The sequence below is a fragment of the Sphingomonas jatrophae genome (assembly GCF_900113315.1).
Classification (GTDB): Bacteria; Pseudomonadota; Alphaproteobacteria; order Sphingomonadales; family Sphingomonadaceae; genus Sphingomonas_P; species Sphingomonas_P jatrophae.
This window is the reverse complement of sequence record NZ_FOZG01000002.1, coordinates 719,303-731,524: the sequence shown is the minus strand read 5'-3', so window position 1 is coordinate 731,524 and position 12,222 is coordinate 719,303. Positions and strand designations below refer to the sequence as shown.

Here is a 12,222-nt window from a genome sequence, read left to right as displayed (position 1 = left end):
CTGCCCCGGCGCAGGCCGGGGCGACGGGAGGATCGGGCTAGTAGCTCATCTCGTCATAGACCCTGGAAACGTCGCCGCCCCATGGCCCGTTGTAGAGATCGAGCAGCCGTTCCGCCTGCGTCTTGCCGCTGGCGACGATCTCGCGCAGCGGATCGAGGAAGCCGGCCTCAGTGTCGCCGATGCCGTTGAGCTTGCCGCGGGCATTGAGGCCGGCCGCCGCGATGTCGAGCACGCGCGCACCCAGGTCCTGAAAGCTGCGGCCGCGGGGACCGCGGGCCTTGAGGCCGAGGCGGGGCACCTCGGCCCGGATGCGGTGGTGATCCTCGATCGTCCAGTGCTTCACCTCGTCCCACGCCGCATCGAGCGCACCCGAATCGTAGAGCAGGCCGACCCACAAAGCCGGCAGCGCGCAGATGCGGTTCCATGGGCCGCCATCGGCGCCGCGCATCTCGAGGAAGCTCTTGAGCCGCACTTCGGGGAAGGCGGTGGAGAGGTGGTCCGTCCAGTCGCCGAGCAGCGGCTTCTCGCCGGGCAGAACCTCGAGCTTGCCGTCGAGGAAATCGCGGAAGGACAGGCCAGCGGCATCGATGTAGCGTCCGTCTCGAAAGGCGAAATACATCGGCACGTCGAGCATGTAATCGGCGTAGCGTTCGTAGCCGAAGCCGTCCTCGAACACGAAGGGCAGCATGCCGGTGCGGTGCGGATCGGTATCCGTCCAGATGTGCGAGCGGTAGGACAAGAAGCCGTTGGGCTTGCCCTCGGTAAAGGGCGAGTTGGCGAAGAGCGCGGTGGCGAGCGGCTGGAGCGCGAGGCTGACGCGGAACTTCTTCACCATGTCCGCCTCGCTCGCATAATCGAGGTTGGTCTGGATGGTGCAGGTGCGCAGCATCATGTCGAGCCCCAGAGAGCCGACGCGCGGCATGTGGTTCAGCATGATGGCGTAGCGGCCCTTGGGCATGATCGGCAGCTCGGCGCGGGTCTTGTCCGGCCAGAAGCCGAGACCGAGGAAGCCGATGCCGAGCCGGTCGCCCACCGCCTTGACCTGCTCAAGGTGGCGCGACGTTTCCGCGCAGGTCTGGTGCAGCGTCTCCAGCGGCGCGCCCGACAGCTCGAACTGGCCCGCCGGCTCCAGGCTGACGCCGCCGTCGGCTCCGGCCAGGGCGATGACCTTGTCGCCCTCATAGACCGGTTCCCAGCCATATCTGGTAAGGCCGATCAGCAGCGCGTGGATGCCGCCCTGTTCCTCGTAGGACGGCGCGCGGTGGCTGTCCTTCCAGTAGACGAACTTCTCGTGCTCGGTGCCGATGCGCCACCGCTCCCTGGGCTTCTCGCCCTTCTCGAAGATGCGCAGCAGATCGGCGCGCGATTCGATTGGCGGATCGTCCGTGGTGGCGGTGCGCGTGCTCATGATCGCGCGCCTAGCCGAGCCGCCGGGGCTTGCAAGCGTATTTCGGTCAGCGCCAGTCGCCCGCCGCCGCCATCCAGATCGAGACGGCGGCGGCGAGCGCGGTGTCCGCGCGGAGGATGCGGGGGCCGAGCGAGACGGGCACCGCTTGGGGCAGGCCACGGATGGCGGCGCGCTCCTCGTCGGTGAAGCCGCCTTCGGGGCCGATCAGGATGGCGGCCGGGCCGGGCTTTGCCGCCTCCGCAAGGGAGGTGCCGCCCTGTTCGTCGGCGAAGATGAGGGCGCGGGTCCCCGGCCAGTCACGCAGCAGAGCGGGCAGCTTCACCGGATCGGCGAGCGCCGGCAGCGCGGTGCGGCCGCATTGCTCGGCCGCCTCGATCATGTGCGCGCGCAGGCGATCGAGCTTGGGATGATCGACGATGGTGCGGGCGGTGAGCACGGGGACGAAGCGGGCGACGCCCAGCTCGCACGCTTTCTCCGCCATCCAGTCGATCCGGCCCTTCTTGATCGGCGCGGCGCAGATCCAGAGGTCGGGCACCGCTTCCCGCTCCGCCAGCAATTCGGTCACGTCGAGCATCACGTCGCGCTTGCCCGCGGCGGCGACGGTGGCGAGCCATTCGCCCGTCTCGTCGTCGAACAGGCGGACGGGATCGCCGGCCTTCAGGCGCATGACGCCGGCGAGATAATGGGCGGCGGGGCCGTCGATGCGGCGGGGGCCGGGCGCGAGCGGCGCCTCGACGAACAGGCGCGGGGTGGAGCGCGGCGGCCAGGCGGGGGTGGCGGGCATGAGCAGACCCTTGCCGCAAGCGGGGCAGGCGGGCCAGCCCGCGGCGTCATCGACGCTGCAACATTCGCCGTGGTGGCTCGTTAGCCCGGCCGCTTTACAAGGAGATACCTCGTGAGCGAGCCCGGGTTCAACGCATTCGGCATCGTCTATCTGCTCGTCGCCGTCTCGGTCGTGCTGCTCGTCGCCGGGCTGGTGATGCGGCGGCGGGGTGCGCTGCGCTCGCGGGGTGCGGCGATCGGCTGGGCGGTGCTGACCGTGCTGCCGCTGGTGATTGCGGGCCTCGCCTTCCGCGGCAAGCATGTGGCGGAGGACGCGACCGGCACCGAAGTGGTCGAGCCGAGCGGCCGTCCGGGCCTGCCCGCGGACGAGCAGGCGGAGGGTGCGGCTGCGGCGTCCGACATCAACAATGCCGCGCTGTCGAGCCCGCGGCCGAACACGCTGGAGCCGGGCGACCTGACCAACTCGACCACCGACGTCGGCGGCGGCGCGGCGGTGGACAAGGCGCCGACCGGGCAGTGATCTGACCGAACGGGTGTGGCGGTCAGGCGCCGGACGCGTCTAGGATGCGGCGGATGACGCCGCCCGCCACCCCCACCATCACCCCCGACAGCGAGGCGCGCGGGCTCGTCGGCCGGCTGCCGGCGGGCGTGCGGCCTTACTGGCTGCTTGCGCGGTTCGATCGGCCGATCGGGGCGTGGCTGCTATTCTGGCCGGGCGCGTGGGCGATCGCGCTGGCGGGCGGCACGTCGCCGCGGTGGGATCTGCTGGCGTGGTTCGCGCTCGGCTCGGTGGCGATGCGCAGCGCCGGCTGCGTGTTCAACGACATTGTCGACCGCGATCTCGACCGCAAGGTGGCGCGCACCGCCGCGCGCCCGCTGGCGAGCGGGGCGGTGTCGCTGAAGGCGGCGTGGGCGTGGCTGGTGGCGCTGTGCCTCGTCGGGCTGGTGGTGCTGGTGCAGCTGACCGGCCAGGCGCAGATCGCGGCGCTGGCCAGCCTCGCGCCCGTCGCCGCCTATCCGTACATGAAGCGGATCACGTGGTGGCCGCAGGCGTGGCTGGGCCTCGTCTTCTCATGGGCGGCGCTGGTCGGCTGGCCGGCGGCGACGGGCGGCTTCCAGGCGGCGGGGCTGCTGCTCTATGCCGGATCGGTCGCGTGGGTGATCGGCTATGACACGATCTACGCGCTGCAGGATCTGGAGGACGATGCGCTGGCAGGGGTGAAATCCTCCGCCCGGGCGCTGGGCGGACAGGTGCGCGGCGGTGTCGCTTTCTGTTATGCGGTGGCGGCTCTTCTGTGGGCGGCGGCGCTGTGGCAGGTGCGGCCGCAGCCGGTGGTGCTCCTGGTGCTGGCGCCCGCGGTGCTGCATCTCGGCTGGCAGGTCGCGCGGCTGCGGCGCGACGATCCGGCGCTGGCGCTCAGGCTGTTCCGCTCCAACCGCTTTGCCGGGTTGCTGATGTTCCTTGCCTGCCTGACGGTGGGTGCGGCGGGGTAGCGCCACGCCGGCCCGCACCCTAAGTGCAGGCCATGCTCGATATCGCCGCCGCTGAATCCCGCACCGCCGATCTGGTCGCCGCCGCCACGCGGAGCGGCGCGGACGCGGCCGACGCGCTCTATGTCGGCGATGCCGCCACGCAGGTCTCCGTCCGGCTGGGCGAGCTGGAGGATGTCGGCCGCTCCGAGGGCGAGGAGATCGGCCTGCGCGTCTTCGTCGGGCGGCGGTCGGCGACGGTGTCCTCCTCCGATCTGTCGGCCGACGCGCTGGCGGCGCTGGTCGAGCGCGCGGTGGCGATGGCGCGCGAGGCGCCGGAGGATCCCTATGCCGGCCTCGCGCCCGAGGACCGCCTGTTGCGGGACGAGCCGCCCGCGATCGACGCCGACGATGGCGGCGACCCCGCACCGGCCGCCTTGCGCGAACGCGCGCTGGCGGCGGAGGAGGCGGCTCGCGCAGTCGCGGGCGTCACCAACAGCGAGGGCGGCGGCGCATCGGCCAACCGCGTGACGATCGCGCTGGCGACCTCCGCCGGCTTCGCGCGCGGATACCGCACCACCGGCTATGGCTGCTCCGCCAGCGTGATTGCGGGCGAGGGTGGCGCGATGCAGCGTGATTATGCCTTCCACTCGGCACGATATCTGGAAGACCTCGAGGCGTCCGACGCGATCGGCCGCCGGGCGGGCGAGCGCGCGGTGGCGCGGCTTGGGCCCCGCAAGCTCGAATCGGGATCGATGCCCGTCGTCTACGATCCGCGCGTGTCGGCCAGCATGGTCGGCCACCTGCTCGGCGCGATCAACGGCGCGGGGATCGCGCGGCGGACGAGCTTCCTGCTCGGCAAGCTGGGCGAGCGGGTGTTCGCGCCCGGCATCACCATCGTCGACGATCCGCTGCGCCTGCGCGGGCTTCGCTCCAAGCCGTTCGACGGCGAGGGCCTGCCGACCGCGCGGCGCGAGCTGGTGCAGGATGGTGTGCTGACGACGTGGCTGATGGACAGCGCGTCGGCGCGACAGCTGGGCCTGGAGCCGACCGGCCATGCCGCGCGCGGCACGGGCGGTGCGCCGGGGGCGAGCGGCAGCAACACCTATCTGGCGGCGGGCACGCTCTCGCGCGACGATCTGATCGCCGACATCAAGCTCGGCGTCTATGTGACGGAGCTGATCGGGCAGGGCGTGAACGGCATCACCGGCGATTACAGCCGTGGCGCATCGGGCTTCGTTATCCGCGACGGCCGGATCGCGGAGGCGGTGGCGGAGATCACGGTCGCGGGCAATTTGACCGACATGTTCCTGCATATGACGCCGGCGAGCGACCTTGAGTTCCGCCACGCGGTGGATGCGCCGACGCTCAGGATCGACGGGATGGCGATCGCCGGTGCCTGACACACTGGCCGATGCGGTGGCGGCGATCGCCGCCGAGGTCGGCCAGATGGCGCTTGCCCGCGGGGCGGGCCAGTATCAGCGGTGGGAGAAGGTGCCGGGGCACCCGGTGTGCGACGTCGATCTCGCCGCCGATGCGCTGCTGCGCGAGCGTCTGTCCGCGCTGGACCCCGAGGCGGGCTGGCTGTCCGAGGAGTCGGTCGATTCGGCCGAGCGGCTGATGTGCGTGCGCACCTGGGTGGTCGATCCGATCGACGGCACGCGCGATTTCCTGCGCGGGCGGCCGGGCTGGGCGGTGTCGATCGCGCTGGTCGAGGGCGGGCGCGCGGTGCTGGGCGTGCTCGATGCACCGGCGAGGGGCGAAAGCTGGCGGGCGGAGGCGGGCCGCGGTGCGACGCTGAACGGCGTGGGCCTGCGCTGTTCGGCGCGGACGACCCTGCCGGGCGCACGCGTCCCCGTCGATGCGCTGCCCAAGGCGGATGCCGATCTGGTGCCGGTGTTCAAGCCCAACTCGATCGCACTGCGCATCGCGATGGTGGCGGCGGGTGAGGCGGACCTGCTCGCCTCGCTGCGCTGGGGCATGGAGTGGGACATCGCCGCCGCCGCGCTGATCGCGGAGGAAGCGGGTGCGGCCGTGAGCGATGCGCGCGGGCGGCCGCTGCGCTTCAATTCGACGCGGGGCGAACTGTTCGGCGTGGTCGCGGCGGCGCCCGGCATCCATGCCGCGGCGATCGAGCGGCTGGGCGGCCGCGCCGCGGCGGCGGAGGCGCGCTGACGCGGACGGGAGGTGGCGATGCTGGGCTTGGTGCTGGTGCTGGCGATGCAGTTGGGCGACCCGTCCTCGCGCGCGGTGCGCAATTACGAAGCGGTGGCGCGCGGGCAGATCCCGTTCAGTGCGCTCACGCCCCTGGAGCAGCAGGAGGTGCGCGAGGCCGACCGCATCTTCCGCGCGCGCCAGAAAGGGCTGCCGACCTGGCGGGAGCGCTGCATCGCGCAGCAGAAGCTGGCGGGCGACACGCCGACCCGGCTCGAACAGGCGACGATCGACCTGAAATGCGGGAAGTGACGGGCACCGGAGCGGCGGCAGCGGGTTGAACCGCTGCCAACGATACAAGGATGTTCGCACATGGGCCTGTTCGACAAGATCAAGCACGCCATCTTCGGTGACAAGGGGCCGCTCGGCGGTCAGTTCTCCGGGCGCAAGGACACGCCCGCTCCCGCACCGGCGCCCGCCGCCCCGCGCCCGGCAGCCGCGCCTGCCGCAGCGGCGCCGAAGCCTGCTGCGGCGCCGACTGCTGCCCCGGCCCCCGCACCCGCCCCGGTCGATGTCGAGGCGGTGCTGACGCAGAAGGCGGCGGCGCGGGGCAAGCCCAGCAACTGGCGCACCTCGATCGTCGACCTGCTCCAGCTGCTCGATCTCGATTCCAGCCTGGAGGCGCGCAAGGAGCTGGCGGGCGAGCTCAACGTCCATGCCGGCGCGCATGGCAGCGCCGAGCAGAACATCGCGCTGCACAAGGCGGTGATGAAGGCGCTGGCGCAGAATGGCGGCAAGGTGCCCGCCGACCTGGCGGACTGAGACCGGTCCACCTTCCTTTCGTCACCCCGGACTTGGTCCGGGGTCCACCGGGCGGTTGCGCCTAGCGGCGTCAGGATGTGCCGCACGGTGGATGCCGGACCAAGTCCGGCATGACGAAGAAGGGAGAGGGCGGCCCCTCAGGCCGGATCGCTGACCCGCGGCACGCGCAGGCGGGGGATCTCGATCTTCGGGCAGCGATCCATCACCACCTTGAGGCCGGCGGCCTCGGCGCGGGCGGCGGCTTCCTCGTTGATCACGCCGATCTGCAGCCAGACCGACTTGGCGCCGATGGCGATCGCCTCGTCCACCGCCTCGCCCGCGGCCATCGGGCGGCGGAAGATATCGACCATGTCGATCGGCTCCCCGATCTGGGCGAGTTCGCGCCAGACATATTCGCCGTGAACATGCTCGCCGGTGATCTGCGGGTTGACCGGGATCACGCGGTAGCCGTGCGCCTGGAGCGCCTTCATCACGCCATAGCTCGGCCGGTCGGGCCGGTCGGATGCGCCGACCAGCGCGATGGTGCGGGTGTTCGCCAGCAGGTCGCCGATGTCGGCGTCGGCGGTGAGGGGCATTGCGTTGGCTCCTTCGGGTGTGCCGTCATTTCCGTTCATCCTGAGCCTGTCGGAGGACTGTTCTTCTTCGCACGGCGGCAGAAGGACAGGGCTTCGACCTCGCTCAGCCCGAACGGGGGCGGCTGGGGCGCGTCAGGCGTTCAACCCGCCGGCTGCCGTCAGGTTCATCGCGGCCGCCACCTTCGCCGCCAGCGCATGGAAGGGCGCGCCCACAGGCCCGTCCTGCGCGGCGGGTGGCTCGCCCGCGTCGGAGGCGGTGCGGATGGCGATCTCCAGCGGCACGCGGCCGAGGAAGGGCAGGTCCATGGTCGCCGCTGCCGCCTCCGCGCCGCCACGGCCGAACGGGTCGGAGATCTCGCCGCAATGCGGGCAGGCATAGCCCGCCATGTTCTCGACGAGGCCGAGCACGGGCACCGTCGCCTTGCGGAACAGGTCGATCGCGCGCGTCGCATCGATCAGCGCGAGATCCTGCGGGGTGGAGACGATCAGCGCGGCGCCGGGCTTGTGCTTCTGCACCATGGTCAGCTGCACGTCGCCGGTGCCGGGCGGCAGATCGAGGATCAGCAGCCGGGTGGCGCCCCAATCGGCATCGACCAGTTGGCCGAGCGCATTGCCCGCCATCGGCCCGCGCCACGCAATCGCCTGTCCCGGCGGCACCAGCATGCCCATCGACAGCATCGGCACGCCGAAGCGGCTCATCACCGGGTTCATGCGCTGCTTGTCCGCAGTCGGCTTCTCGCCCTCGGTGCCGAGCAGGCGCGGCTGGGAGGGGCCGTAGATGTCGGCGTCGATCAGGCCGACGCTCACCCCCATCCGCGCCAGCGCCACTGCGAGATTGGCCGACACGGTGGACTTGCCGACGCCGCCCTTGCCCGATGCGACCGCGAGCAGGGTGCGGCCAACGCGCTCGGCGGTGAGCAGCAGCCGCACCTCGCCGACGCCCGGCACGGCAGCGAGCGCGGCGCGGGCGGCGCCTTCCAGCGCGGTGCGCGCCTCGTCGGACAGGCCCGTCACATCGATGGTGGCGCGCGCGACCGGCCCTTGCGCGGTGGGCGGCGCGGCGCGGCCGGCGGCGACGAGACCGCGGCCGGTGACGGGATCAGGCAGCGCGTCGAGCGCGCGGTGCAGCAACTGAAGGTCGATCATCGTTGCGGAATTAGGCGTGTCTGTGGGGCGCGCCACTGTTTTTCCCTTGATCGCACCCCTATACTGGCTTGCATGAACGCTGAGAACGGATGGCGCCACGCCGGGGAGAGCATGCTCAATGAATCCGGCGGCCCCTGGGGCGGCGGGAATAGCGGCGGCTCCGGTGGGAGCGGCGGCGGATCGGGCAGCGGTGGCAGCGGCGGTTCTGGCGGTGGCTCCGGCGGGGGCGGCGATGGGCTCGGCCCGCGCAATCCGTGGAACCAGCCACCGCGCAAGCGCCCGAACCGCGGGCCGACGCCGACGGCACTTGACGAATTTCTCCGCCGCAGCCGCGGCCGCCTGCCGCAGGGGCTGCCGCGCGGCGGCCGGCCGCTGTGGGGCTGGGCGGTGCTGGGGCTGGTGGCACTCTGGATCATCTTCACCTGCTCGCACCAGATCGGGCCGCAGCAGCGGGGCGTCGTGTCGCAGTTCGGGCGCTATTCGCGCACGCTGCAGCCGGGCATCCGCTTCACCTTCCCGCTGCCGATCGAGCGGGTGACGCGCGTCAACGTGGACGAGATCAAGACGATCGATGTCGGCTCCACCGCGGCCAGCGCGCAGAACCTGATGCTGACGGGCGACCAGAACATCGTCGACCTCGCTTATTCGGCGCGCTGGAACATCGCCGATCCGAAGCTCTATCTGTATGAGCTGCGCGATCCCGAGGACACGATCCGCGAAGTGGCGGAAAGCGCGATGCGGGCCGAGGTGGCGCGCGTCAGCCTGAACGACGCGATCGGCCCGCAGCGCAGCGCCATCGAGACGCGCGTGCAGCTGCGCATGCAGGAAATCCTCAACAGCTACCGCGCAGGCGTCCAGGTGCAGGGCATCGCGATCAAGCAGGCCGACCCGCCCGGGGCGGTGGTGGATGCGTTCAAGTCGGTCTCGGCCGCGCAGCAGGCGCGCGAGGCGGATCTGAACCAGGCGCGCGCCTATGCGCAGCAGCTCTCCTCCAAGGCGGAGGGCGAGGCGGCCGCGTTCAACAAGGTCTACGAACAGTATCGCCTGAGCCCGGAGGTGACGCGGCGGCGCATGTATTACGAGACGATGGAGGACGTGCTGGCCCGGACGGACAAGGTGGTCGTGGAGACGCCGGGCGTCGCGCCGCTGCTGCCGCTGCCGGGAGCCGCGCCGAAGCCGAAGCCCGCGACGGAGGCCGGACGATGAGTCTCGTCGAGCGGATCGGGCGCAACCCGATCGGGTGGGCGATTGCCGCGGTGATCGCCGCCATCCTGCTGACCAGCGTGTTCACGGTGGTGCCGGAGACCAAGCAGGCGGTGGTGCTGCGGCTGGGCGAGCCGGCCGGCGTGTTCAACCCCTACCGCCCGAACGAGGAGCCGGGGCGGACGCAGGCGGGCATCATCGCGCGCATCCCGTTCATCGACCAGCTCGTCTGGGTCGACAAGCGCGTGCTGGATTTCGACATGGAGCGCCAGTCGGTGCTGTCGACCGACCAGCTGCGCCTCGAGGTGGATGCCTTTGCGCGCTACCGCATCGTCGATCCGCTGCGCATGTACCTCTCCGCTGGCAGCGAGGAGCGGGTGGCGACGCAGCTGGCGCCGATCCTCGGCTCGTCGCTGCGGAACGAGTTGGGCAAGGTGCGCTTCGCCGACCTGCTCAGCCCCGAGCGCGGCGTCATCATGGACAATATCCAGGCGCGGCTGAACAAGGTGGCGCGGCAATATGGCGCCGAGATCGTCGACGTGCGGATCAAGCGCGCCGACCTGCCGGACGGCAGCCCGCTGGAAAGCGCGTTCCAGCGCATGCGCGTCGCGCGTGAGCAGGAAGCGCTGACCATCCGCGCCGAGGGCCGCCGCCAGGCACAGGAGATTACCGGCCAGGCGGATGCCGACGCCGCGCGCGTCTATGCCGAGGCGTTCGGCAAGGATGCGGACTTCTACGATTTCTATCGTGCGATGCAGTCCTATCGTCATACCTTCGGGTCGGACGGGCAGGGGGCATCGGGCAGCAGCCAGGTGATCATGGGCCGCGACAACGAATATCTGCGCGAGTTCATGGGCCGGCGGAACTGAGCCGGGCAGCCGCGGCAATGCGGCACCCGGTCTATTCAAACAGCGTTCATTCAGGGAATATCAAGTCAAACGGCGCCCGCAGGGGTCTTGTAGAGCGGGCAGTCTCTCCCAGGAGGTCGAATACAGTGCGTTACGCCTACGCCATCACTGCCGCCATGCTCGCGGGCGGTGCGACCGCGACGCTCGTGACCCAGGGGCCCGCCGGTGCTCAGGTCGCGCAAAACGCGCCCGGCACCATCGCCGCCGCCACCCCGCGGCCGGGTGCGCCGCTGAGCTTCGCGGATCTCGCCGCCAAGCTGCAGCCGGCGGTCGTCAACATCTCCACCACGCAGCGCGTGCAGGTGCAGCAGCAGCAGAACCCGTTTGCGGGGTCGCCGTTCGAGGATCTGTTCAAGCGCTTCGGCGGCGGCGGCACCGACGATCAGGGCCGCCCGGTGACGCGTGAGGCGACCTCGCTCGGCTCGGGCTTCATCATCTCGCCCGACGGTTATATCGTTACCAACAACCACGTCATTTCGGGCGCGCCCGGCAATGCCCAGGCGACGACGACCGTGTCCTCGATCACCGTCACGCTGAACGACCGCAAGGAATATAAGGCGCGGGTGATCGGCAAGGACGTGAACAGCGATCTGGCCGTGCTGAAGATCGAGGCCAAGGGCCTGCCCTTCGTCCAGTTCGGCGATTCCACCCGGACGCGCGTGGGTGACTGGGTGCTGGCGGTCGGCCAGCCTTACGGCCTTGGCGGCACGGTGACGGCGGGCATCGTCTCGGCGCTGCACCGCAATATCGGCCTTGGCGGCGCTTATGATCGCTACATTCAGACGGATGCGTCGATCAACCAGGGCAATTCCGGCGGCCCGATGTTCGACCTGAACGGCAACGTGATCGGCATCAACACCGCTATCTTCTCGCCCACCGGCGGCAATGTCGGCATCGGCTTCGCCATTCCGGCGGAAGAGGCCAAGCCCGTCATCGACGCGCTGCGCACCGGCGGCCGGGTGAAGCGCGGCTATTTCGGCGTCGGCATCCAGCCCATGAGCGACGACATTGCAGCCGGCCTCGGCCTGCCCAAGGATCGCGGCGAGATCATTACGCGGGTGGAGCCGGGCTATCCGGCGGCGCGCGCGGGCATCCGCCAGGGCGACGTGATTACCAAGGTGAACAACGAGGAGATCACGCCCGACAACACGCTCTCCTACATCGTCGCCAACCTGCCGATCGGCAGCCGCGTGCCGGTGGAGCTGATCCGCGACGGCAAGCGCCAGACGGTGACGGCGGTGGTCAGCGAGCGGCCGCCCGAGGACCAGCTGGCCGCGGCGGCGGGCGAGGGCTTGCAGGACGAGAATGCGACGCCGACGCCGGGCACGCCCAATGCAGGCGCCTCGACACGCGCATCGATCGGCCTGACGTTGCAGGCGCTCACCCCCGAGATCGCGCGCCAAATCGGCGTGCCGCCGACGACGCGCGGCGTGGTGGTGGCCGCGGTCGATGCATCGAGCGATGCGGCAACCGAGGGTCTGCAGCGTGGCGACATCATCCTGTCGGTCAACCAGCGCCCGGTGCTGACCGCGGCCGAGGTGGCGGCGGCGGTGCAGGCGGCGAAGGCGGCCAACCGCACCAACGTGCTGCTGCTCGTCCAGCGCGGCAACGGCCCGGCGCGCTATGTCGGCGTGGAGATCCGCGCGCAGTAAGGCGAAGGACAACCCCGTTCGTGCCGAGCTTGTCGAAGTGTCGTCCTTCTTCTACGCCGAAGGACAGGACGGCCCTTCGACAGGCTCAGGGCGAACGTGGG

The 12,222-nt window shown here is 70.8% G+C and carries 13 protein-coding genes; 9 read left to right on the top strand and 4 right to left on the bottom strand.

What is annotated here, in order from left to right; genetic code table 11:
* Window positions 1-37 precede the first annotated feature (37 nt).
* Together BM360_RS12720 and BM360_RS12715 are read right to left on the bottom strand one after the other, a co-directional pair.
* Complete coding sequence (locus BM360_RS12720) at window positions 38-1,408, bottom strand: glutamate--cysteine ligase (RefSeq protein WP_093315149.1); 1,371 nt, start codon at window positions 1,406-1,408, stop codon at window positions 38-40.
* A 46-nt stretch (window positions 1,409-1,454) separates the two neighbouring features.
* Window positions 1,455-2,192, bottom strand: coding sequence for a 16S rRNA (uracil(1498)-N(3))-methyltransferase (locus tag BM360_RS12715; RefSeq protein ID WP_093315147.1), 738 nt, complete (start codon window positions 2,190-2,192; stop codon window positions 1,455-1,457).
* Between the two features lie 111 nt (window positions 2,193-2,303).
* On the opposite strand from BM360_RS12715, the gene BM360_RS12710 reads away from it, so the two are divergent.
* The 6 genes from BM360_RS12710 to BM360_RS12685 are packed head-to-tail and all read left to right on the top strand — an operon-like array spanning window position 2,304 to window position 6,637.
* Entirely contained in the window at window positions 2,304-2,711 is a 408-nt protein-coding gene (locus tag BM360_RS12710) for a hypothetical protein (RefSeq protein WP_093315145.1), read from the top strand.
* A 53-nt stretch (window positions 2,712-2,764) separates the two neighbouring features.
* Window positions 2,765-3,685, top strand: coding sequence for a 4-hydroxybenzoate octaprenyltransferase (ubiA, locus tag BM360_RS12705; protein WP_093315143.1), 921 nt, complete (start codon window positions 2,765-2,767; stop codon window positions 3,683-3,685).
* A 32-nt stretch (window positions 3,686-3,717) separates the two neighbouring features.
* Complete coding sequence (locus BM360_RS12700; RefSeq protein WP_093316038.1) at window positions 3,718-5,064, top strand: TldD/PmbA family protein; 1,347 nt, start codon at window positions 3,718-3,720, stop codon at window positions 5,062-5,064.
* Window positions 5,057-5,836: a 3'(2'),5'-bisphosphate nucleotidase CysQ gene (locus BM360_RS12695; RefSeq protein ID WP_093315141.1), complete on the top strand. Its 780-nt coding sequence runs from the start codon at window positions 5,057-5,059 to the stop codon at window positions 5,834-5,836. Before BM360_RS12700 ends, BM360_RS12695 begins: the two co-directional genes overlap by 8 nt.
* A gap of 18 nt (window positions 5,837-5,854) precedes the next feature.
* On the top strand, window positions 5,855-6,127 hold the full coding sequence (locus BM360_RS12690; RefSeq protein ID WP_093315139.1) for a hypothetical protein: 273 nt from the start codon (window positions 5,855-5,857) through the stop codon (window positions 6,125-6,127).
* A 60-nt stretch (window positions 6,128-6,187) separates the two neighbouring features.
* A complete protein-coding gene (locus BM360_RS12685) occupies window positions 6,188-6,637 on the top strand; it encodes a DUF3597 family protein (protein ID WP_093315137.1) in 450 nt (149 codons plus the stop codon).
* Window positions 6,638-6,774: 137 nt separating this feature from the next.
* Here BM360_RS12685 and BM360_RS12680 read toward each other — a convergent pair whose 3' ends face one another.
* Both BM360_RS12680 and BM360_RS12675 read right to left on the bottom strand, forming a co-directional pair.
* Window positions 6,775-7,212, bottom strand: a complete 438-nt coding sequence (locus BM360_RS12680) for a CoA-binding protein (RefSeq protein ID WP_093315135.1) — start codon at window positions 7,210-7,212, stop codon at window positions 6,775-6,777.
* Window positions 7,213-7,344: 132 nt separating this feature from the next.
* Window positions 7,345-8,358 (bottom strand): Mrp/NBP35 family ATP-binding protein, encoded by a 1,014-nt coding sequence (locus tag BM360_RS12675; RefSeq protein ID WP_093315133.1) that lies wholly within the window; start codon window positions 8,356-8,358, stop codon window positions 7,345-7,347.
* Window positions 8,359-8,469: 111 nt separating this feature from the next.
* On the opposite strand from BM360_RS12675, the gene hflK reads away from it, so the two are divergent.
* The 3 genes from hflK to BM360_RS12660 all read left to right on the top strand — a co-directional run bounded on the left by hflK (window position 8,470) and on the right by BM360_RS12660 (window position 12,121).
* Window positions 8,470-9,564, top strand: coding sequence for an FtsH protease activity modulator HflK (gene hflK / locus BM360_RS12670; RefSeq protein WP_207544590.1), 1,095 nt, complete (start codon window positions 8,470-8,472; stop codon window positions 9,562-9,564).
* Window positions 9,561-10,430 (top strand): protease modulator HflC, encoded by an 870-nt coding sequence (gene hflC / locus BM360_RS12665; protein ID WP_093315129.1) that lies wholly within the window; start codon window positions 9,561-9,563, stop codon window positions 10,428-10,430. The genes hflK and hflC overlap by 4 nt, the downstream gene beginning before the upstream one ends.
* Before the next feature lie 125 nt (window positions 10,431-10,555).
* Window positions 10,556-12,121: a Do family serine endopeptidase gene (locus BM360_RS12660; RefSeq protein ID WP_093315128.1), complete on the top strand. Its 1,566-nt coding sequence runs from the start codon at window positions 10,556-10,558 to the stop codon at window positions 12,119-12,121.
* Window positions 12,122-12,222 lie beyond the last annotated feature (101 nt).